General features: G+C 69.1%; 18 protein-coding genes. 10 read left to right on the top strand and 8 right to left on the bottom strand.

Going from position 1 to position 21,596, the window contains the following annotated elements:
* Nucleotides 1-42: 42 nt before the first annotated feature.
* Nucleotides 43-2,559: a DNA gyrase/topoisomerase IV subunit A gene (locus ACQ3HE_RS01735; protein WP_430891011.1), complete on the bottom strand. Its 2,517-nt coding sequence runs from the start codon at nt 2,557-2,559 to the stop codon at nt 43-45.
* A gap of 87 nt (nt 2,560-2,646) precedes the next feature.
* On the opposite strand from ACQ3HE_RS01735, the gene ACQ3HE_RS01730 reads away from it, so the two are divergent.
* Nucleotides 2,647-3,789 (top strand): alkaline phosphatase family protein, encoded by a 1,143-nt coding sequence (locus ACQ3HE_RS01730; protein WP_430891009.1) that lies wholly within the window; start codon nt 2,647-2,649, stop codon nt 3,787-3,789.
* A gap of 12 nt (nt 3,790-3,801) precedes the next feature.
* Here ACQ3HE_RS01730 and sepH read toward each other — a convergent pair whose 3' ends face one another.
* Nucleotides 3,802-4,920 (bottom strand): septation protein SepH, encoded by a 1,119-nt coding sequence (gene sepH / locus ACQ3HE_RS01725; RefSeq protein ID WP_138947033.1) that lies wholly within the window; start codon nt 4,918-4,920, stop codon nt 3,802-3,804.
* A 199-nt stretch (nt 4,921-5,119) separates the two neighbouring features.
* On the opposite strand from sepH, the gene ACQ3HE_RS01720 reads away from it, so the two are divergent.
* Entirely contained in the window at nt 5,120-5,413 is a 294-nt protein-coding gene (locus tag ACQ3HE_RS01720) for a DUF4193 domain-containing protein (RefSeq protein ID WP_056005937.1), read from the top strand.
* An 87-nt stretch (nt 5,414-5,500) separates the two neighbouring features.
* Here the strand turns inward: ACQ3HE_RS01720 and ACQ3HE_RS01715 are convergent, their stop codons facing one another.
* Entirely contained in the window at nt 5,501-5,947 is a 447-nt protein-coding gene (locus tag ACQ3HE_RS01715) for a DUF3093 domain-containing protein (RefSeq protein ID WP_079705884.1), read from the bottom strand.
* Nucleotides 5,948-5,985: 38 nt separating this feature from the next.
* Here ACQ3HE_RS01715 and dut point away from each other — a divergent pair, with 38 nt between their 5' ends.
* The 7 genes from dut to ACQ3HE_RS01680 all read left to right on the top strand — a co-directional run bounded on the left by dut (nt 5,986) and on the right by ACQ3HE_RS01680 (nt 14,494).
* Nucleotides 5,986-6,495 carry a dUTP diphosphatase gene (gene dut / locus ACQ3HE_RS01710; protein WP_192017975.1) on the top strand — a complete coding sequence of 170 codons (510 nt, stop codon included), beginning with the start codon at nt 5,986-5,988 and terminating at the stop codon, nt 6,493-6,495.
* Nucleotides 6,492-7,112, top strand: coding sequence for a DUF3710 domain-containing protein (locus ACQ3HE_RS01705; RefSeq protein ID WP_086473327.1), 621 nt, complete (start codon nt 6,492-6,494; stop codon nt 7,110-7,112). The genes dut and ACQ3HE_RS01705 overlap by 4 nt, the downstream gene beginning before the upstream one ends.
* 117 nt (nt 7,113-7,229) lie before the next feature.
* Complete coding sequence (locus ACQ3HE_RS01700; RefSeq protein ID WP_192004936.1) at nt 7,230-7,907, top strand: DUF3159 domain-containing protein; 678 nt, start codon at nt 7,230-7,232, stop codon at nt 7,905-7,907.
* A gap of 246 nt (nt 7,908-8,153) precedes the next feature.
* Nucleotides 8,154-10,973, top strand: coding sequence for an aconitate hydratase (locus ACQ3HE_RS01695; protein WP_430891007.1), 2,820 nt, complete (start codon nt 8,154-8,156; stop codon nt 10,971-10,973).
* Nucleotides 10,974-11,116: 143 nt separating this feature from the next.
* Nucleotides 11,117-13,081 carry a 1-deoxy-D-xylulose-5-phosphate synthase gene (gene dxs, locus ACQ3HE_RS01690; RefSeq protein ID WP_064293787.1) on the top strand — a complete coding sequence of 655 codons (1,965 nt, stop codon included), beginning with the start codon at nt 11,117-11,119 and terminating at the stop codon, nt 13,079-13,081.
* 55 nt (nt 13,082-13,136) lie between these two features.
* Nucleotides 13,137-13,520, top strand: a complete 384-nt coding sequence (locus ACQ3HE_RS01685) for a MerR family transcriptional regulator (protein WP_191941081.1) — start codon at nt 13,137-13,139, stop codon at nt 13,518-13,520.
* Nucleotides 13,517-14,494 (top strand): aldo/keto reductase, encoded by a 978-nt coding sequence (locus ACQ3HE_RS01680; protein ID WP_430891005.1) that lies wholly within the window; start codon nt 13,517-13,519, stop codon nt 14,492-14,494. Before ACQ3HE_RS01685 ends, ACQ3HE_RS01680 begins: the two co-directional genes overlap by 4 nt.
* A 105-nt stretch (nt 14,495-14,599) precedes the next feature.
* Here the strand turns inward: ACQ3HE_RS01680 and ACQ3HE_RS01675 are convergent, their stop codons facing one another.
* From ACQ3HE_RS01675 to ACQ3HE_RS01660, 4 genes are all read right to left on the bottom strand, one after another.
* Nucleotides 14,600-16,741 carry a 3-hydroxyacyl-CoA dehydrogenase NAD-binding domain-containing protein gene (locus ACQ3HE_RS01675; RefSeq protein ID WP_430891003.1) on the bottom strand — a complete coding sequence of 714 codons (2,142 nt, stop codon included), beginning with the start codon at nt 16,739-16,741 and terminating at the stop codon, nt 14,600-14,602.
* On the bottom strand, nt 16,742-17,947 hold the full coding sequence (locus ACQ3HE_RS01670; protein ID WP_064293790.1) for a thiolase family protein: 1,206 nt from the start codon (nt 17,945-17,947) through the stop codon (nt 16,742-16,744).
* A gap of 74 nt (nt 17,948-18,021) precedes the next feature.
* A complete protein-coding gene (locus ACQ3HE_RS01665) occupies nt 18,022-19,269 on the bottom strand; it encodes an HRDC domain-containing protein (RefSeq protein ID WP_159878737.1) in 1,248 nt (415 codons plus the stop codon).
* Nucleotides 19,262-19,858, bottom strand: a complete 597-nt coding sequence (locus ACQ3HE_RS01660) for a DUF3000 domain-containing protein (protein ID WP_079002473.1) — start codon at nt 19,856-19,858, stop codon at nt 19,262-19,264. The genes ACQ3HE_RS01665 and ACQ3HE_RS01660 overlap by 8 nt, the downstream gene beginning before the upstream one ends.
* Before the next feature lie 25 nt (nt 19,859-19,883).
* Here ACQ3HE_RS01660 and ACQ3HE_RS01655 point away from each other — a divergent pair, with 25 nt between their 5' ends.
* Complete coding sequence (locus ACQ3HE_RS01655) at nt 19,884-21,140, top strand: alpha/beta hydrolase family protein (RefSeq protein WP_079705892.1); 1,257 nt, start codon at nt 19,884-19,886, stop codon at nt 21,138-21,140.
* 16 nt (nt 21,141-21,156) lie between these two features.
* On the opposite strand, the gene ACQ3HE_RS01650 is transcribed toward ACQ3HE_RS01655, so the two are convergent.
* Nucleotides 21,157-21,591 (bottom strand): SufE family protein, encoded by a 435-nt coding sequence (locus ACQ3HE_RS01650; RefSeq protein ID WP_071260092.1) that lies wholly within the window; start codon nt 21,589-21,591, stop codon nt 21,157-21,159.
* Nucleotides 21,592-21,596: the final 5 nt, after the last annotated feature.

Raw genomic sequence — 21,596 nt, 5'->3', positions numbered from 1 at the left:
GCAGTGCGCTCGATCCGGGCCTTCGTCAGTGTGCAGCTCCGATCAGGACGATTCGTCGTTCGCAGCCGCCTCGTCCGTCGCCGGTGCTGCCGGTGCTGCCGGTGCGGTGATCGCGCCACCGATGAACCCGACGGGGGCGTCGAGCGGCACCCCTGAGGCATCGCGCTTCGCACCGACCTCCGGGAGTGTCCGCGGTGTCCCGTCCGTCCCGACGGCGTGCGCCGGAGCGGCGCCGACCCACGCGACGGCCAGCTGGTCCTCGCCCTTCAGGAAGCGCTGCGACCGGACACCGCCGGTCGCACGACCCTTGGCGGGGAACTCGGAGAACTCCGAGACCTTCGCGCTCCCGGTGTCCGTTCCGGCGAGCGTCAGCGAATTGGTCGCGACGGTCACGACGACGACGTCGTCGGTGGGCAGGACAGCAGTGAACGAGATGACCTTCGCACCGGCCGCCAGGTTGATGCCGGCCATGCCACCCGCTGCCCGCCCCTGCGGACGGACGGACGTCGCGGCGAAACGGAGCAGTTGTGCATCGGAGGCGACGAAGACGAGTTCCGCGTCGTCGCCGACCTGGGTGGCCCCGACGACGTGGTCGCGCGGCTTGAGCGTGATGACCTCGAAGTCCGGCTTGTTCGGCAGGTCGCCGGGGATGACCCGCTTGACGACGCCGGTCTCGGTTCCCAGCACGATCGGCTGCTCCGAGGTCAGCGAGACGATCGCCAGCACGCGCTCGTCACGGTTCGGGAGCGACAGGTATTCGCCCATCCGGACGCCGGCCGCGAGCTGGATGGAGGCCGCCGGCACCGCGGGAAGGTCGAGCGGGGTGAACCGGATGACACGACCGAGGCTCGTGACCGCGCCGAGTTCGGTGCGGCTCGTGGTCTCGACGACACTCAGGATCGCATCGTGCTTGCTCCGCCGACCGGGTCGTGGTGCGGGTGCGTCCTGCTCGAGGTCGACGCGGAGCGCCCGTCCGGTCGCGCTGAGGTAGACGCGGCACGGGGTGTCGGCGAGCTCGAGCACCGGGGCGCTCTTCCCTCGGCCGGTCGTCGCGACGCTCGGCTTGGCATTCGTCAGCATGGTCCGGCGCGGCGTGCCGAACTGCTCGGCCGCAGCGGCGAGCTCTGCGGAGACCGCGGCCCGGATGAGTCGTTGGCTCCCGAGCAACCGCTCGAGTTCGGCGATCTCGGCCAGCAGCTTGTCGCGCTCGGCCTCGAGCTCGATCCGCGAGAACTTGGTGAGTCGTCGGAGACGGAGTTCGAGGATATACTCGGCCTGCAGCTGCGAGAGGTCGAAGACCTCGATGAGCCTCGCGCGGGCCTGTTCGGAGTCGTCGCTCGCGCGGATGACCTGGATGACCTCGTCGATGTCGAGGATGGCGATGAGGAGCCCCTCCACGAGGTGGAGGCGTTCCTTGCGTCTCGCCAACCGGAACCGGCTCCGGCGGGTGACCACGCTGATGCGGTGGTCGACGTACACCTGCAGCAGTTCCCGGAGGCCGAGCGTCTGCGGGCCGCCGTCGACGAGCGCGACGTTGTTGATGCTGAAGGAGTCCTCGAGGGGCGTGTAGCGGTAGAGCTGCTCCAGGACGGCCTCTGGGGAGAAGCCGGTCTTGATCCCGATCACGAGGCGGAGCCCGTGGATGCGGTCCGTCAGGTCGGTGACGTCGGAGATGCCGTTGAGCTTCTTGGAGCTGACACCGTCCTTGATCTTCTCAATGATCTTCTCCGGACCCACCAGGTAGGGCAGTTCGGTGATGACCAGGCCGGTCTTGCGCGCGGTGACCGGCTCGACGGAGACCTTCGCGCGGGTCTTGAATGAGCCACGCCCGGTGGCGTAAGCGTCCTTGATGCCGTCCAGACCGACGATCGTGCCGCCCGAGGGGAGGTCGGGACCCGGTACGAACTCCATCAGGTCTTCGAGCGTGGCCTGAGGATGCGCGATGAGGTGCCGTGCGGCACCGATCACCTCGACGAGGTTGTGCGGCGCCATGTTGGTGGCCATACCGACCGCGATGCCACTGGCGCCGTTCACGAGGAGGTTCGGGAACGCGGCCGGAAGGACCTCGGGCTGCATGAACTGGTTGTCGTAGTTCGGGACGAAGTCGACGACGTCCTCGTCGAGGTCGGCCGTGAGGGCGAGTGCGGCGGCGTCGAGCCGGGCCTCCGTGTACCGCGGCGCGGCGGGTCCGTCGTCGAGCGAGCCGAAGTTCCCGTGCCCGTCGATGAGCGGGACGCGGAGCGTGAAGGGCTGCGCGAGGCGGACGAGTGCGTCGTAGATCGCGGTGTCGCCGTGCGGGTGCAGCTTCCCCATCACTTCACCGACGACGCGGGCCGACTTCACGTGGCCACGATCCGGGCGCAGGCCCATCTCGGTCATCTGGTACAGGATGCGGCGCTGCACCGGCTTCAGGCCGTCGCGCGCGTCGGGGAGGGCACGGGCGTAGATGACCGAATAGGCGTACTCCAGGAAGGAGGTCTGCATCTCCGACGAGACATCGATGTCCTCGATGCGCTCGCCACTGGTCTCCGTCGGCGGGGTCTGCTGTTGGCGGGTCATTCCGTGTCTCTGCTGAGGGGAGTCGAGCCGGTGCTCGGCGAGGATGGCGGGGCGTGGTCGTCAGCGCGGTGTGCGAGACTGAGCCCGATGACCACCATGCTACCGACGGTCGATCCGGAGTCACGCAGCCTTGCCGGTGTCCTCCCGGATTGCCTCGCATCCCTGACGGTGGGCGGTGGATCGCTGCCCGCGGCCGACCATGCCGTCGTCGTCCTCGTCGACGGCCTCGGCGCCGCGAACCTCCGCGGAGCCGCCGCCCACGCTCGGTTCCTCGCGCCGCGCCTCGGCCCGCGCTCCACCACGACGTCGGCGTTCCCGTCGACGACCGCGGCCGGGATCGCGACGCTGACCACCGGGGCCTTGCCGGGCCGGCACGGCCTCGTCAGCTACCGAGCACGGGACGTGGCGGGGGACCGGGTCGTGAACCAACTCAGCGGCTGGGACGCCGGCATGGTGCCCGAGACCTGGCAGCGCCTCCCGACCGTGTTCGAGCGAGCGAGAGGCGAGGGCGTCACCACGACGGTGATCGGTCAGGAGCGGTACCGCAATTCGGGCTTCACCCGAGCCGTGCTCCGAGGGGCGGACTACCGGGCCGGACGCTCGATGGCGGACCGCCTCGACGCGGCCCGAGAGATCGTGTCCACGACCGCCGGACCCACACTCAGCTACGTGTACGTCCCCGAGCTCGATCAGGCGGCGCATGAGTACGGATGGGAGTCGGGACGCTGGACGGCGCTCCTCGAGGAGCTCGACGGCGATCTCAAGCGGTGGTCGTCCCGCCTGCCCGCGTCGACCGGCGCGCTCATCACCGCCGACCACGGGGTGATCGACGTCGCACCCCATCAACATGTACTCTTCGACCAGGTGCCCGAGCTGGTCGCCGGTGTCCGCCATATCGGCGGGGAGCCGCGATGCCTCCACCTCTATCTCGACGCCGATGCAGGCCCAGCGGATCGGGAGCGCCTGGCTGAGGCCTGGCGAGCCGAGGAAGGCGGGCGCGCCTGGATCGCGACACGCAAGCAGGCGATCGACCACGGCTGGTACGGCGAGGTCGACCCCGAGGTGCTGCCACGGATCGGCGACGTCATCGTGGCAGCGCGGAAGCGCATCGCCTACTACGACTCACGTCCCGCCGATCAGAGCGCGAGGGGCATGATCGGACAGCACGGATCGCTCACCGACGACGAACGCCGGATACCACTCCTCGGCCTCGGTCGTTACGAGCCCTGAGGCCCTGACCGATCAGACCGGGTCGTCGTCGGACTTCGCACCGAACACGATCTCGTCCCAGGACGGCATCGACGCCCGGCCGCGGCGCGCCTTGGCTCCGGACGGCGTGCCGCCATCGGAGGACTCGGCATCGCCCGCGCGTCGCTGCTGCGCGGCCTCGAACTCACCGGTGTCGAACACCGCCAGCGGGGTCTGCTGATCCGGGACGGCGTGCGGCGCACTGGGGCGCTCGGCAGGTTCGGGTTCGCTGGGGGCGGACTCCCGCTCGCCACGGCGCTTGCGGAGCGCCTCGAGCAAGTCGGCGGTCTGGTTGTGCTGCTCGGGGCTCGAGGCCTCACGGTTGATCGCTGCCTGCGTCGCAGCCTTCGAGGACGGTGCACGGCCGAAGCCCGTGTCGGCCGCGAACGGCAACGGCTCGATCGGACGCGTCTCGGCGGGACGGTCGGTCTCGCTCTGCTGCGGCGTCGACACGCGGTCCAGGGAGAACGCGCCGCTGTCGAAGCGTGAGGTGTCGGGGGAGTCGTCGGTGTCGACAGCACGCAAGCGGGGGATCAGCGCGGCCGGCAGGTCGCCCTGACGCGAGAGGGTCGTGGCCTCACTGCCGATGGGCGTGAGGGCGAGCTTCTTCGGCTCGAACGCCCAGCGGGCGTCGTGGTCGACCTGGTCGGCCGTGAAGGACAGCTTGACGATCCAGCCACCCTCAGGCTCCTTCCAGCTCGTCCACCGTTCGTCGGTTGCGCCGAGCTTCTCGAGTCGAGCCCGGATGACGTTCCCGAAGGTGGCTTCGATGTCGTCGGCCGAGGTGTCGGTCGTCGGCAGGACGGCGACGCCCAGGGCCGTGCCGACGATGTGCTCGCGCTCCGCCATCACCGGACCCTCGAACCGCTGCACGTACTCCAGTGAGGCACCGGTGACCGCTGCGACGTCCTCGGCGGAGAGCCCGCTGCGGATGTGCGCCTGCACTTCCCTCGGAGAGATCTTGGTGTTCCCACCGATCGGCGCACCGGCCGGCTTCGCCCGCCGCAGGTGGACGTGGAACGAATCGTCGACGATGAGGCGGTATTCCTCCTCGTTCCGATCTGCAACGATCAGAGCGCCGAGCTCCGCTCCGACTACCTTCAATTCCTGCATGATGAATGCCTCTCAGCGTGCCACGTGATTGACCCACGTTCTCACGGATCACGGGCGTATTCGGGGAATACGCCGGGCGTGCCGTCAGTTGCACGGGAAGGTTCCGCACACCCTCCCGAACACGGTTTGCAATTCATGCGGAACTGATGCAAACTGTGCCCGCCGATTTTGTTCCGACGGCATCGAGAAGTGGATAGGCATGGCAACTGATTACGACGCTCCCCGCAAGACCGACGACGATTCCGAGTCGATCGAGGCCCTGAAGGAGCGCGTTCCAGACAAGCTGTCCGGAGTCGTCGACTCCGAAGACGCTGACAACCCGGGTGACTACAACCTGGGTGGATCCGACCTCTCCGACCTCGACCTCGACGTCGTCGTGCTCCCGCCCCAGGCGGACGAGTTCACCTGCATGGAGTGCTTCCTCGTGAAGCACCGCTCGCAGCTCGACCACGAGGGCAAGTTCGGCCCGATCTGCGCGGAGTGCGCAGCCTGACAGCACCGCCGCGCGAGCGGCACACGGAACCCCTCCGGATCACGATCCGGAGGGGTTCCGTCGTTGTGGCTTCGAGCGGTGGCCGCCTCAGGCGTGCGTGCGTGCCGCGGCGATCGCATCCGCCAGGGCCTGCGGCCGACGGGACGACAGCAGCCAGTACGGCGTCGGGTCGGCGGGGTCGACGATCTCCACCTTCACGAGGCTGTGCACCCACCCGCGGATCATGAGCCAGGCGCGTGCATCGAGCTTGGTGCGGAGCTGAGCGGTCGCGTCGGTCCCGGTGTACACCACGACCTCACCGATGAACCCGAGCGGGATCGACGCCTTCCCGACCGACAGGCTCGACTCGGAGACCTGGATCCTCGGCGCCGTCCCGAACGCCAGCGCAAGGCACCCGCCGTACAGCACCACCGCCCCGACGATCCCGGCCGCGAGCGAAACGGGCGCGAGGACGAGCATGGTCGCCGGCACCACGAGGGCGAGGGCGATGATGACCCAGGGGCTGGGCCAGAGGGTTTCACGGTACGGCTGCATGTCTGCCTTGTCTCAGAGAACTGCACTACCCTCGATTCGTGACCGAAAGCGTTGACGTACTCATTATCGCGCCGGATCTGCCCGGCTATGCACACCCCGGCGATGCGGGTGCGGATCTCGTGTCCGCCGAGCACGTCGTGCTCGAACCGGGTGAGCGCGCCCTCGTCGGCACCGGCGTCTCGATCGCCCTGCCCGACGGCCATGCCGCGTTCGTCGTCCCACGAAGCGGTCTCGCAGCGAAACACGGCATCACCGTCGTCAACTCGCCGGGTACGGTCGACGCCGGGTATCGCGGCGAGATCAAGGTCACGCTCCTCAACACCGACCGTCACGCCTCCTTCACCGTCGAGCCGGGCGACCGCATCGCCCAGCTCATCGTGATGCCGGTGTCCCGCGCCAACTTCATCCCGGTGGAGCGATTGCCAGGCAGTGCACGAGGAGCCGGAGGCTTCGGTTCGACCGGCGTCGGCTCGCTCGCCACGACACCGGCCGCCACCGACCCAACCATCAGCACCGACGGTGCCGCGCAGACAGGAACCCTCGCATGAGCGAACTCGAAGACCTCCCAGACCTCGACCTCGACGCGGAGCTGCCCGACGACGCGAAGTCCGCACCCGAGGACCGCGAGACAGCCGGCCCGTTCGACGAGAGCGAGGCGAACCCCGTCCGCCCCTACATCGACCTCGGTGGCGTCAAGGTGCTGCCTCGGGAAGGACTGAACCTCCGCCTCGAGGTGGAGGAGGCGACGAAGCGCGTCGTCGCGGTCGGCCTCGACTACGCCGGTTCCACCCTGCAGGTCCAGCCGTTCGCCGCCCCGCGGTCGACCGGTCTGTGGAACGAGACCCGCTCGCAGATCGCCGAGCAGATCGCCCAGCAGGGCGGCACCGTGACCGAGCGCGAGGGCGAGTTCGGTCCTGAGCTCGTCGCCGAGGTGCCGACCGGTGGTGCAGCAGGCACCGACGCGACCCACCTGGCACGCTTCATCGGCGTCGACGGACCGCGCTGGTTCCTCCGCGGCGTCGTCGCGGGGGAGGGCGCCTCGAAGCCGGACGCCGCCGCACTCGTTGACGACCTCTTCCGCAGCCTCGTCGTCGTCCGGGGCAACTCGCCCATGCCGCCGCGCGACCTCATCCCGCTGCGCATGCCGACGGCCACGAGCGCGTAGTCGATGACGGACGCACGAGAACCGGAGCCCCGCGGAGTCGACCCGGTCGAGCACCGTGACGCGTCGGGTTCCCCTGATGCCACGGGAGATGCGGATCGACAGAGGCTCGGTGAATCGATGTCCGCGGCGTTCGGTGCCGCCGCACGCAAGTCCGGTCTGGGCGCGATGGCCGAGGGCGACGCCCCCACCGGCAAGGCGTTGCTGCTCGCCATGGGCGGCGTGCGCGGCATCGTCGAGGCGATCCTGCCCGGACTCCTGTTCCTCGTCGTCTACACGCTGACCCTCGACCTGCTCCCGTCGATCATCGCTCCGGTCGCACTCGGGGTCCTCTTCTCCATTGCACGCCTCGTGCAGCGGCAGCCGGTGACACAGGCCGTCGGCGGCCTCCTCGGCATCGCACTCTCAGCAGCCCTTGCCCTGCTGTCCGGGCGCGCTGAGGACTTCTACGTCGTCGGGTTCTGGACCAACGGCGCCTACGCCGTGGCCCTCCTCGTCTCGGTGCTCGTCGGGTGGCCCGTCGTCGGACTCGTGGCCGGCTACCTCATGGGCAGCGGCACGAGCTGGCGCTCCCACCCCGGACAACGACGCGCCATGCGGTGGCTCACGCTGGTGTGGGTGGCCATGTTCGCCGCACGACTCCTCGTGCAGCTGCCCCTCTATTTCAGTGGGAACGTCGAACTCCTCGGGACGCTGCGGCTCCTCATGGGCATCCCGCTCTACGCACCACTGCTCGTCCTCAGCTGGCTCGTCGTCCGCGCCGTGTTCCCGAAGGCGCCGCAGGCATCCACCGAGTGATCCGCCGAGAGCCCGGCCCGACGCGTCAGCGTGTCTCGGGCCGGGCTCTCGTCATGTCGGGAGGACCCGATCCTCGATGCTAGAATTGTCTCGACATCAAGATAGATGAGCGATGCCGAGATGACACGACGCGCCCCAGCCTGTAGTTAGGCAAGCCTTGCTAGCCGCGGAGCACCCGCCAGCAGCAAGATTGGTCGGAACGCACGTGAGTGAGCACTCGCCGCCGCCAACGAAGGAGAAGACGATATGTCCACCGTGAACAGCTTCGGGGCGAAAGACACCCTGACTGTCGGGACGACCGACTACGAGATCTATCGCATCGACACGGTGGAGGGTCACGAGAAGCTGCCGTTCAGCCTCAAGGTGCTCCTCGAGAACCTGCTGCGCACCGAGGACGGTGCCAACATCACCGAGGCGCACATCCGCGCGATCGGCGACTGGGTTCCGACCGCGGACCCCGACACCGAGATCCAGTTCACCCCGGCTCGTGTCGTCATGCAGGACTTCACCGGCGTGCCGTGCATCGTCGACCTCGCCACCATGCGCGAAGCGGTCGAGGCACTCGGCGGCTCCGCCGACAAGATCAACCCGCTCGCCCCGGCCGAGATGGTCATCGACCACTCGGTCATCGCCGACCTCTTCGGCAGCGAGAACGCGCTCGAGCGCAACGTCGAGCTCGAGTACGAGCGCAACGGCGAGCGGTACCAGTTCCTCCGCTGGGGCCAGACGGCGTTCGACGACTTCAAGGTCGTCCCGCCGGGAACCGGCATCGTGCACCAGGTCAACATCGAGTACCTCGCCCGCGTCACCATGACGCGCGAGGTCGGCGGCGTCCTGCGCGCCTACCCCGACACCTGTGTCGGCACCGACTCGCACACGACCATGGTCAACGGCCTGGGTGTGCTCGGCTGGGGCGTCGGCGGTATCGAGGCCGAGGCCGCCATGCTCGGCCAGCCCGTGTCGATGCTCATCCCGAAGGTCGTCGGCTTCAAGCTGAACGGCTCCATCCCGACGGGCGTCACCGCGACGGACGTCGTCCTCACCATCACCCAGATGCTCCGCAAGCACGGCGTCGTCGGCAAGTTCGTCGAATTCTACGGAGCAGGCGTCGCCGAGGTGCCGCTCGCGAACCGCGCCACCATCGGCAACATGAGCCCCGAGTTCGGCTCGACGGCCGCGATGTTCCCGATCGACGACGTCACGCTCGACTACCTGCGCCTCACCGGTCGCAGCGACGAGCAGATCGCACTGGTCGAGGCCTACGCCAAGACACAGAAGCTGTGGCACGACGCCGACCAGGAGCCGGTCTTCAGCGAGTACCTCGAGCTCGACCTCGCCACCGTCGTCCCGTCGATCGCCGGCCCGAAGCGTCCGCAGGACCGCATCGAGCTGACGGACGCGAAGGCCCAGTTCGAGCGCGACCTCGTCGACTACGCGACGGTCGAGCACGACATCGTCGACCTCGTCGGCGCCGGTTCCTTCCCCGCCTCCGACCCGGCCGGCACCACGCCGCAGGACGAGGACGAGAACAACCACCACCACCACACGCACCGCAGCCACGCTCCGGCGTCCCTCTCGAAGCCGACCCAGGTCACCCTCGAGGAGAACGGGGTCGACTTCACCCTCGACCACGGCGCCGTCGCGATCGCCGCGATCACCTCGTGCACCAACACCTCGAACCCGTCGGTCATGCTGGCCGCAGGCCTCCTCGCCCGGAACGCCAGCAAGAAGGGCCTGAAGGCGAAGCCGTGGGTCAAGACCACGCTCGCTCCGGGTTCCAAGGTCGTCACCGACTACTACGCGAAGGCCGGTCTCACCGAGTACCTCGAGGACCTCGGCTTCTACACGGTCGGCTACGGCTGCACGACCTGCATCGGCAACTCCGGTCCGCTGCTCGACGAGATCTCGACCGCCGTCCAGGACAACGACCTCGCCGTCACCGCCGTCCTCTCGGGCAACCGCAACTTCGAGGGCCGGATCAACCCGGACGTCAAGATGAACTACCTGGCGAGCCCGCCGCTCGTCATCGCCTACGCCCTCGCGGGGTCGATGAACTTCGACTTCGAGGTCGACGCCCTGGGTGTCGACGCCGACGGCAACGACATCTTCCTGAAGGACATCTGGCCCGACGCGGCAGAGGTCCAGGACACGATCGACACCTCCATCAACAAGGAGATGTTCGACCACGAGTACAGCGGCGTCTTCGACGGCGACGAGCGCTGGCGTTCGCTCCAGACCCCCGAGGGCTCGACCTTCGAGTGGGACGAGGAGTCGACGTACGTGCGGAAGCCCCCGTACTTCGACGGCATGACCATGGAGACGACCCCCGTCTCCGACATCGTCGGTGCCCGCGTCCTCGCGAAGCTCGGCGACTCGGTCACGACCGACCACATCAGCCCGGCCGGCAACATCAAGGCCGACTCGCCCGCAGGCCGGTACCTCGACGAGCACGGCGTCGGTCGGAAGGACTACAACTCCTACGGCTCGCGCCGCGGCAACCACGAGGTCATGATCCGCGGCACGTTCGCGAACATCCGCCTGAAGAACCAGCTGCTCGACGGCGTGGAGGGCGGCTACACCCGCGACTTCACGCAGCCCGATGCACCGCAGTCCTTCATCTACGACGCGTCGCAGAACTACCAGGCCGAGGGCACGCCCCTCGTCATCTTCGGTGGCAAAGAGTACGGCTCCGGTTCCTCCCGCGACTGGGCGGCCAAGGGCACGAGCCTCCTCGGTGTCAAGGCGGTCATCACCGAGAGCTTCGAGCGCATCCACCGCTCGAACCTCATCGGCATGGGCGTCGTCCCGCTGCAGTTCCCGGAAGGCGAGAGCTGGGCCTCCCTCGGACTCGACGGCACGGAGATCGTGTCGATCGCCGGTCTCGAGGAGCTCAACAACGGCACCACGCCGAAGACGGTCCGCGTGAGCGCCGTCCCGAGCGAGCACTCGGCCCCCGGCAAGGAGCCGGTCGAGTTCGACGCGGTCGTCCGCATCGACACGCCAGGCGAAGCCGACTACTACCGCAACGGAGGCATCCTGCAGTACGTGCTCCGCAGCCTCGTCTGACGACGAGGCTCTACCACCAGGCCGGTCCCGACAGCAACCGTCGGGGCCGGCCTGCGGCGTTCGCCGCCCACCCCGGCCACGACGCGTACACTCGAAAGACGGGCTCCGAGCGATCGGTCGGCCCACGGTGGAGGGACGACAGCGTGACAGTGCTCGATCAGGTGAACGGACCCCGGGACCTCGACGGCCTCTCCGAGGCGGAACTCGTCGAACTCGCCGGCGACATCCGCGCCTTCCTCATCGCGAACGTCTCCAAGACCGGCGGACACCTCGGTCCGAACCTCGGCGTCGTCGAGCTCACGATCGCGATGCACCGGGTGTTCGACTCCCCGACGGACCCGATGGTGTTCGACACCGGTCACCAGTCTTACGTCCACAAACTCCTGACCGGCCGTCAGGAGTTCTCCGGGCTCCGGACCCGGGGCGGCCTCGCCGGCTACCCGCAGCGTTCCGAATCCGAGCACGACATCGTCGAGAGCTCGCACGCGTCGAGCTCGCTCAGCTGGGCGGACGGTATCTCCCGCGCCTTCCAGATGACCGGGCAGGACGAGCGCCATGTGGTGGCGGTCGTCGGCGACGGCGCGCTGACGGGCGGCATGACGTGGGAGGCGCTCAACAACATCAGCGATGACAACACCCGCCGGCTCGTCATCATCGTCAACGACAACGGCCGGTCCTACGCGCCGACCATCGGCGGTATGGCGCGGTTCCTGAGCGGTGTGCGGACCCGCCGGAGCTATCGCGACCTGCGCGAGCGCAGCCAGCGGGCCTTCAACCTCCTCGGCGGTCCGGGACGCGCGCTCTATCGGGGCGTCCGCGGAGGTGCCCACGGGTTCCTGTCCCGCCTCACGAACAACGAGGCGCTCTACTCCAACCTCGACATCAAGTACATCGGGCCGGTCGACGGACACGACATCCACGCGATGGAGGAGGCCCTGACCCAGGCGAAGCACTACGGCGCACCGGTGATCGTCCACGCGATCACCGAGAAGGGCCGTGGGTTCCAGCCCGCACGGGACGACGACGCCGATCAGTTCCATGCCGTCGGGGTGATCGACCCCGAGACCGGGGAGCCCGTCGGGGCTGCCGCCCGCCCGTCCTGGACGGCCGTGTTCAGCGAGGAGATGCTCGCGGTGGCCGAGGCCGACGACCGCGTCGTGGCCATCACGGCCGCCATGCTGCGACCGGTCGGGCTCCACGCCTTCGCCGAACGCTTCCCCGAGCGCGTGCACGACGTCGGTATCGCCGAGCAGCACGCCTTCACCTCGGCGGCCGGGCTCGCCTTCGGTGGACTGCACCCGGTGGTGGCCGTGTACGCGACGTTCGTGAACCGTGCCTTCGACCAACTGCTCATGGACGTCGCGCTGCACCGTGCGGGGGTCACGGTCGTCCTCGACCGCGCCGGGGTGACCGGCCCCGACGGACCGAGCCACCACGGCATCTGGGACCTCGCGATCCTGCAGGTCGTCCCGGGTATCCGGATTGCGGCACCGCGTGATGGCGAGCGGCTGCGCGAGGAACTGCGCGAAGCCGTGTCGATCGACGACGCCCCGACCGTCATCCGGTTCCCGAAGGGCAGCGCCCCCGCCGAGCTCCCGGCCGTCGAGCGTCTCCACGACGGTGTCGACGTCCTCCGGACGACCGAGCAGCCGGACGTCCTCATCGTCGCCGTCGGCCCGATGGCGCCCATCGCGATCGACGTGGCGGACCGACTCGCCCAGCAGGGCATCGGCGCGACCGTCGTCGACCCCCGCTGGGTGGTCCCCGTCGCCGAATCGCTTGTCGAGCTCGCCGCGGCGCATCGGCTCGTGATCACCATCGAGGACGGCATCCGCGTCGGAGGTATCGGCACCCGCATCAGGCAGACCCTCCGCGAGGCCGGCGTCGACACGGCCGTCGACGAGCTCGGCGTGCCGGACGAGTTCATCGACCACGCGTCCCGCGAGCAGATCCTCGAGGATGCGGGCCTCACGGCGCAGCAGATCGCCCGCGACGTCGTGGCACAGGTCCTCGGCAGCCGGATCCCCGTGGCCCGCCCACTGCCTGACGACCGCGTCGAGCAGGACACGTCTTCGGAGCGGAGCACGACGAGGCCGCACGGCGCCTGACCGCGGGCTGTGGCGCGCTTGACTTCGAGTGCACTCGAAGTCGTATCGTGTGGACATGACCACTCTCCACGAGGGCTACGCCATCTCCGACGTCGCCGAACAGACCGGACTGAGCGTCCACACGCTCCGGTACTACGAGCGCGCAGGGCTCATGCCACGTCCGATCGGCCGCAGCTCATCGACGCACCGCCGCTACAGCGAGGGCGACGTGTCCTGGGTCGTGTTCCTGACGAGGCTCCGATCGACGGGCATGCCGATCGCGACGCTCCGCGAGTACACGGTGTTGGCTCAGCGCGGTGACGACACCGCCGAGGCGAGGCTCGAGCTGCTGCTGCGGCATCGGATCTCGTTCCTGGCCCGCCTCGAGGAGATGCAGCAGTCGCTGGAGGTCATCGATCGCAAGATCGAACTCTACACAGAACAGGTGGCAACACGATGAAGCACATCACACTCGGCACAGCCGGACCAGACATCGCCCGGATCGGCCTCGGCTGCATGGGGATGTCGGCGTTCTACACCGGTGCCGCCCTCGACGATGCGGCGTCGACCGCGACGATCCACCGTGCCCTGGACCTCGGCGTCACCTTCTTCGACACCGCGGAGATGTACGGACCCTACCTCAACGAGGAACTGCTCGGAGCTGCACTCGGGTCACGCCGGGACGAGGTGACCCTCGCGACCAAGTTCGGGACGATCCGCAATTCCAGTGACGGACAGTTCGGCGCCGATGGCAGCGCCGCGAACGTGCGCCTGTCGATCGAGGGATCGCTGCGCCGGCTCGGGACCGACGTCGTGGACCTCTACTACCTCCACCGCGTGGATCCGGGCGTGCCCATCGAGGAGACGGTGGGTGCCCTCTCGGAGCTCGTCACCGAGGGCAAGATCCGGTACATCGGTCTGTCGGAGGCGGCTCCGGACACGATCCGGCGTGCGCACGCCGTGCACCCGATCACGGCTCTGCAGACGGAGTACTCGCTCTGGAGCCGCGACCCCGAGGCGGAGATCCTGCCGACCGTCCGTGAGTTGGGCATCGGTTTCGTCCCGTACTCGCCGCTCGGTCGTGGGTTCCTCACCGGCACGATCCGATCGCTCGACGAGCTCGACGAGACCGACTTCCGTCGCGCCAACCCGCGCTTCACGGGGGACAACCTCGCTGCGAACATCGCGATCGTCGAGGAGGTCGACCGGATCGCCGCGTCGCTCGATGCGACACCGGCTCAGGTGGCGCTCGCCTGGTTGCTGGCCCAGGGTGACGACATCGCACCGATCCCCGGCACGAAGCGGATCCCGTACCTCGAGGAGAACCTCGGCGCCGATGAGCTCTCCCTGTCGACCGACGCGCTCGCTCGACTCGACGCACTCCGTCTCCCTGCCGGTGACCGGTATCCGGACATGAGCACCGTCAACCGCTGAGCTCCGGCATGCGCTGAGGGCCGGCGTCGCTCGAGGCTCAACCACGAGAGCGGGGTGCCGTCCACCGATGGTGGAGGACACCCCGCTCTCGCGACACCGCGCGGACTACGCCTGGACGCCCCGGATGGGCGGGTGGTGGAAGGTGTCGCCGAACGCACGCTCGCTCGCACCGACGCGGTCCAGGTACGGCGTCGCTCCGCCGTCCTGGAACGGCCAACCCGCACCGAGGATGAGCCCGAGGTCGATGTCCTGGGCGGCTGAGACGACGCCCTCGTCCAACATGAGCTTGATCTCCGAGGCGAGGCCGTCCTCGACCCGTCGCAGGATCTCGTCTTCGGTGAGCGGGCTGTCGCCCGTGACGAGCACCTTCTGGGCCTGCTTCGTGAAGCCGGTCACCTTGCCGCCCTTGTCCTTTTCGACCACCGAGTCCAGGCCGGCGAGCCGGTGGAGGTTCTCCGACGCGAAGAACCGGTCGGGGAACTTCCCGACCATCGTGTCCTGCACGTGCGCGGCGACCTTCCAACCGACGAGGTCGATGAGCTGGAAGGGCGTCATCGGCAGGCCGATGGGCGCGAAGGCACGTTCGACCGTCAGCAGCGGCGTGCCGGCATCCAGGGCGTGCGCCGCCTCACCCATGACCTTCGCCAGGAGCCGGTTGACGATGAAGCCGGGAGCGTCGGCGGTGAGGATGGCGCTCTTCTTCAGCTTCGCCGCGGTGGCGAAGGCCGTCGCGAGCGTCTCGTCGTCCGTCTGGGGTGTACGGACGACCTCGAGCAACGGCATGACGGCGACCGGGTTGAAGAAGTGGAAGCCGACGAGCCGCTCGGGGTGCGCGAGCTTCGCGCCGATCTCCTCGACGGAGAGCGAGGAGGTGTTCGTCGCGAGGACCGCCTGCTCCGAGACGTACTGCTCCACCTCGGCGAAGACGCTCTGCTTGACGCCGACCTCTTCGAAGACGGCCTCGATGACCCAGTCGCAGTCCGCGAAATCGGCCTTGTCCGTGGTGCCGGACAGGAGCGCCTTCAGGCGGTTCGACTCGTCGGGGGAGATGCGGCCCTTCCCGCGGAGGGTGTCGATCTCGCCGTGGATCCGGGCGACGCCGGCGTCGACGTGGCCCTGGTCGAGGTCGGTGATGACCACCGGCACCTGGAGTCTCCGGAGGAAGAGCAGCGCGAACTGGCTCGCCATGAGCCCGGCACCGATGATGCCGACCTTCGTGACCCGTCGGGCGAGCTGCTTGTCGGGCGCTCCTGCAGGGCGTTTGGCGCGCTTCTGCACGAGGTCGAACGCGTACATGCTCGCCTGGAACTGGTCGCCGACGATGAGCTCGGACAGCGCCCGGTCCTCTCGCTCGAACCCCTGTGCCTTCGTGCCGCTGCGGGCGGCCTCGAGCAGGTCGAGGGCTGCGTAGGGCGACTTGGCGACCGTGCCGATCTTGCTCTCGAGCATCTTGCGGGCGGTGCTGATGGCGAGCGGCCATTTGATCGTCCGCTCCACCTTGCCCGGCACGTTCTTGCGCTGCACGGTCACCGTGCCACCGAGCACCCCGTCGGCCCAACGCAAGGAGTCCTCGAGGAAGTTGGCGGACGGGAACATGACGTCCGCGATGCCGTAGGCGAGCGCGTCCTGCGCCTTGAGCATCCGGTTGTTCTTGAGCGGGTTGGAGATGACGACGTTGAGCGCGTTCTCGATGCCGATCAGGTTCGGGAGCAGGTAGGCGCCGCCCCAGCCCGGGATGAGTCCGAGGAACACCTCGGGGAGCGCGATCGCGGGCGCCGAGGCGTCGACGGTCCGGTAGTTCGCGTTGAGACCGATCTCGAGTCCGCCACCGAGCGCGAGTCCGTTGATGAAGACGAAGGTCGGAACGCCGAGGTCCTCGAGCTTGCCGAAGACATGGTGGCCGAGCTGCGCGAGCTTGGTCGCGACCTCACGGGAGGGGATGTCGCCGACCTTGCTCAGGTCGGCGCCGGCCGCCAGGATGAACGGCTTGCCCGTGATGGCGACACCGTCGATCTCGCCGGACGCGGCACGGGTCCGTTGCGCCTCGAGGACGCCGTCGAGCTCGAGCAGCGTGACCGGGCCGAGGGTGTTCGGCCTCGTGTGGTCGCGTCCGTTGTCGAGGGTGATGAGCGCGATCGTGCGCCCGCTCGCCGTGGTGACGTCATTGACGAAGGAGCGCGTCACGACCTCGTCGTCGCCGCTGATCGCGACGAGCTCCGAGAAGTCGATGGTCGTGTAGTCGGTCATCTACTTGCGTCCCTTCTTGCCGGTGAAGTACGGGTTCTCCCAGATCACGGTGCCGCCCTGGCCGAGGCCGACGCACATCGCCGTGAGGCCGTAGCGCACCTCGGGGTGCTCGGCGAACTGCGCCGCGAGCTGGATCATGAGTCGGACGCCGGAGGCTGCGAGCGGGTGCCCGACCGCGATCGCGCCACCCCACGGGTTCACCCGCGGGTCCTCGTCGTCGATGCCGAAGTGGTCGAGGAAGGAGAGCACCTGCACGGCGAAGGCCTCGTTCAGTTCGAACAGACCGATGTCCTCGATCGACAGACCGGCCTTCCGCAGCGCCTTCTCCGTGGAGGGGACGGGACCGATGCCCATGATCTCGGGCTCGACGCCCGCGAACGCGAAGCTGACGAGGCGCATCTTCGGCGTGAGACCGAGCTCCTTCGCCGTCGAGGCGCTGGCGAGCAGACTCACCGTGGCGCCGTCGGTCAGCGGCGAGGCGTTGCCTGCGGTGACACGGCCGTGGGGCCGGAACGGCGTCTTCAGTCCGGCGAGCCCCTCCATCGTGGTCTCGGGCCGGAGCCCTTCGTCGCCGGTGGCGAGTCCCCATCCGCTGTCGCTCCGGAGCGCGACCGGGACGAGGTCGGGCTGGATCCGTCCCGCCTCGTAGGCGGCCGCGACCTTCTGCTGGCTGCGCATGCCGAAGCGGTCGGAGCGTTCCTTCGTGAGCTGCGGGAACCGGTCGTGGATGCGCTCGGCCGTCTTGCCCATGTTCAGCGCGTCCTCACTGACGAGGCGCTCGGCGAGGAACCGTGGGTTCGGGTCGGCGTCCAGCCCCATGGGGTGACGCCCCATGTGCTCGACGCCACCGGCGAGGACGAGGTCGTAGGCACCGAATGCGATGCCGCTGCCGAGCGTCGTGACCGAGGTCATCGCTCCGGCGCACATGCGGTCGATCGCGAATCCGGGGACGGACTTCGGGAGGCCGGCGAGTAGCGCGGCGGTGCGGCCGAGCGTGAGCCCCTGGTCGCCCTGCTGGGTCGTCGCCGCGATGGCGACCTCGTCGATGCGGTCGAGCGGCAGCCCGGGATGACGTTCGAGCAGTCCGATGATCGCCTTGACGATCAGGTCGTCAGCCCGGGTGTTCCAGTACATGCCCTTTTCGCCGGCTCGTCCGAACGGTGTCCGGACTCCATCAACGAATACGACGTCGGCTTGTTCGGCCACGTTGCCTCCTCATTCTCGGGGTACGCCCCGATCCTAGGCGGCAGACACGGGTGGACACCCGGGTGCAGCGCTTCCTACGAAGCGTCCGGGTCAGGCTCCACCGGGGATTGGGCCGACTCGACAAAGGCGTCGGTGATCGCCCGGGCGGTCGCGTCGATCTGCCAGGGGCGTGCCTCGTGCTCGGCGAGTGCCGCGGCGACCGTCTCGACGGTGAGCGGTTCGGGCGGCGTCCAGGCCAGTCGGCGCAGCGTCTCCGGCGTGAGCAGGTTCTCGACCGGCATCGTCAAGAACTCCGCCGTCGCGAGGATCTTCGTCCGTGCCGCGGTGTACCTGGCGTGCGCGTCCGGGTTCTTGTCGGACCAGCTGCGCGGGGGCGGCAGCGTGTCGCTCGCCGGTCGGGCACCGGGGAGGTCCTCGGTGGTCTGGCCGGTGTGGATCGCGTTCCACCAGAGGTCGAGTTCGGTGCGGCTCGCGCGCCCACGGAAGTCCGAGAGCGCTGCGAGGTCGCGCTTCGAGCCGGGGTTGGCCTTCGCGGCCGCGGTGATCGAGGCGTCGGGGATGAGCCGCCCGGGGGCGGTGTCGCGGCGCTGCGCGAGTTCGTCACGCGCGACCCAGAGTTCGCGAGCGACGGCGAGGTTGCGTTGTCCGCGCACGGCGTGGAGTCCGGAGAGGCGGCGCCAGGGCTCGGCGCGGGGTGCCTTCGCCTCCCGGGCGAGCGTCGCCTGGAACTCCTGGCGCGCGATGTCGCTCTTCCCGGCGTCCTCGATGCGGGCGGCCAGTTCCTCCGCGGCGTCGACGAGCAACTCGACGTCGAGCGCCGCGTATTCGAGCCAGGAGGCGGGGAGCGGGCGGGTCGACCAGTCGGCGGCGGAGTGCTCTTTCGCCAGATGGATGCCCAACAGTTCCTCGACCACTGCGCCGAGCCCGACACGCGGCAGCCCGAGCAGACGGGCCCCCAGCTCGGTGTCGAAGAGCTCGCTCGGGTCGATGCCCACTTCGCGCAGACAGGCGAGGTCCTGGCTGGCCGCGTGCAGGATCGAGCGTTCACCCTGGATCAGGGCGCCGAGTTCGGCCATGGAGCCGATGGCGGGCGGGTCGTAGAGGAAGACCCCGGCACCGCGACGGTAGACCTGGATGAGGTAGGCGCGCTGGGAGTACCGGTAACCCGACGCGCGTTCGGCGTCGAGCGCGAACGGTCCGTGACCCGCGGCGAGCACCTCGAGTGAGGCGAGGTAGGCCTCGCGGGTGTCGGTGACGACCCGTGGTGCGGTGGGCGCGGGCGGGGGGAGGAGCGGTGCTGATTCGGGCGCCGCGTCACTCACGGTGAGCTCGTTTGACGGACAACAGGGAGACCCCTTCGGTGGTCGGAGGCAAGCCGGCGAGCATGCACAGCAGCTCTCCCCATCCTTCCACGTGCGCCGCGACGTCGCTCTCCAGCGGTGTCCACGACGCTCGAAGCTCGATCTGTGCGCCGTCGCCCTGCCGGGCGAGCTCCCCGAAACCACTCGAGATGATCTTCGTCGCGGTGCCGGACGCCGCCTGGTAGGAGGCGCCGCGGGTGTCGAGGGCGTCCACGAGCCAGGACCAGGCGACCTCGGCAAGGAACGGGTCGAGTCCGATCTCGGTCTCCAGGGGGGCCTGGGCGAAGCAGACGACGCGGAAGCGTCCACCCCAGGCGTCAGAGCCGTCCGGGTCGTAGAGGAGGACGAACCGCCCCGTACCGAGGTCCGAGTCGGCATCGTGGCGACTCGGTGAGACGTCGGCCGCGAGGGCGATGGCGAACGGCGCGAGATTGCTCGGCGCGGGGATCTCCGTGACTCTCAGATCGGGCCGGACGGCTGCAGCGCGAACAGCGTCCACCGCTCGGGCGAACTCTTCGGGAACCTTTGCCGTCGTCGGACTCTCTACCACGAGTGAAGACTAGAGTTACATCCCGATGAATGGGCAGAGGCACGCCGGGCGGAGACGCGGACCCGGGTCGCAGGCAGGCGGTCGAGGAGCGGCGAGCACCGGCATCCGACGGCGGGGTTCGGCGACGGATGCGATCGTCATCGCCGGTGGAGCCGCTGCCGCCGTGGGCGCCCTCGGGCTCGCCGTCGTCGCGACCATCGCCCGCAAGGTGGTGGTCCCGGCTCGGGACCGCCCGAGTGAGGCTCGCATCGTCGGGTTGGACCGTGCCGGCGGGACGGTCGAACTCGTCGCGTCCCCGGACACGATCGTCCCCGGCCGCTACGGCAGCTGGGTGACGAGACGTGCCGCGTACGTGCAGCTGGGCGACATCCTCGAGGTACGGCAGCACACCGTGGTCCGGACCCTCCTCGGCGGCGACGTCGACGCACTCCGCGTCGGCCAGGAGGCCGAGTTCAGCGGCTGGTTCTTCCGCCGCCCGGAGGAACTGGGCCTCGCCCACGAGGACGTGCTCGTCCCGACCCCGCTCGGCCCGGCGCCGGCGTGGGCGATCCACCCGGAGGACGGACCGTCCACCCGCTGGGCCGTCCTGGTGCACGGCCGGGGGACCACGCGATCCGAAGCGCTCCGAGCGGTGCCGAGCTTCCGCAACGCCGGGTACTCGTGCCTGCTCGTCTCCTACCGCAACGACGGCGACGCTCCGCCCGCGCTGGACTTCCGCTACGCGCTCGGCGACGAGGAGTGGCGCGACGTGGACGCCGCGATCGGCTGGGTGCGTGAACAGGGCGCCGCCGACGTCGTGCTCATGGGCTGGTCCATGGGCGGAGCGATCGTGCTCCAGGCCTCACGGCGGACGACGCACCCCGAACTCCTCCGCGCCGTCGCGCTCGATTCGCCGGTCATCGACTGGGTGGACGTCCTGCAGCACCAGGCCCGCGAGAACCGGATCCCGAGCGTCGTGGGTCGGGTCGCCCTGCTCGCCATCAGCCGCCGGTGGGGACGCCTCCTGACCGGGCAGGCGACGAGCATCGATCTCGGTCGGCTCGACTACGTCGCCAACGCCGCCGACCTCGCCTTGCCGATCCTGCTGATGCACAGTGACGACGACGGTTACGTCCCGGCAGGGCCGTCGCGGGCGCTCGCCCTCGCACGACCGGACATCGTGACGTTCGTGCCGTTCACCGTCGCCCGTCACACGAAGCTCTGGAACTACGACCCGGAGCGTTGGACCGCCGCGGTCTCGGACTGGCTCGACGAGCTCGTGCCGCTACCGCCCGGGCACTGACCGACGGGCCGACGACTCAGGCGAGTTCGCGGAGGCGGCGCTTCGTCCGGCCGAGCAGCGCCGACATCCCACGCAGTCGCAGTGGCGACACCGCTCGGGAGAGTCCGATCATCTGCGGGAAGTCGTCGGGGACGGCGAGCACCTCGTCGACGGTGAGTCCGGCGAGCCCCTGGACGAGGATGCTCGCGAACCCACGAGTGGTCGGCGCTTCCTCGGGGGCCGTCGCGAACAGGTGCACGATGCCGTCCTCGTCGACCTCGACGAAGAAGAACACGGGCGCCTGGCACTCGAGCACCCGCTCCATCAGATCGGGGTGGTCGCGGTAGCGCTCCGGGAGGTCCGGCAGCTCGTCGCTGAATTCGAGGAGCAGCTGCAGCCGTGAGCGTTCCTCGACGGCGAGGAACTCATCTCGGATCTCGGCGAGGTTCGGGGCGAGGAGGGAATCGGTCATGGTCA

It is taken from the genome of Plantibacter auratus, assembly GCF_050587365.1.
Classification (GTDB): Bacteria; Actinomycetota; Actinomycetes; order Actinomycetales; family Microbacteriaceae; genus Plantibacter; species Plantibacter auratus.
Note: the sequence above shows the minus strand (reverse complement) of the source record. Positions and strands in the feature narration are given on the sequence as shown.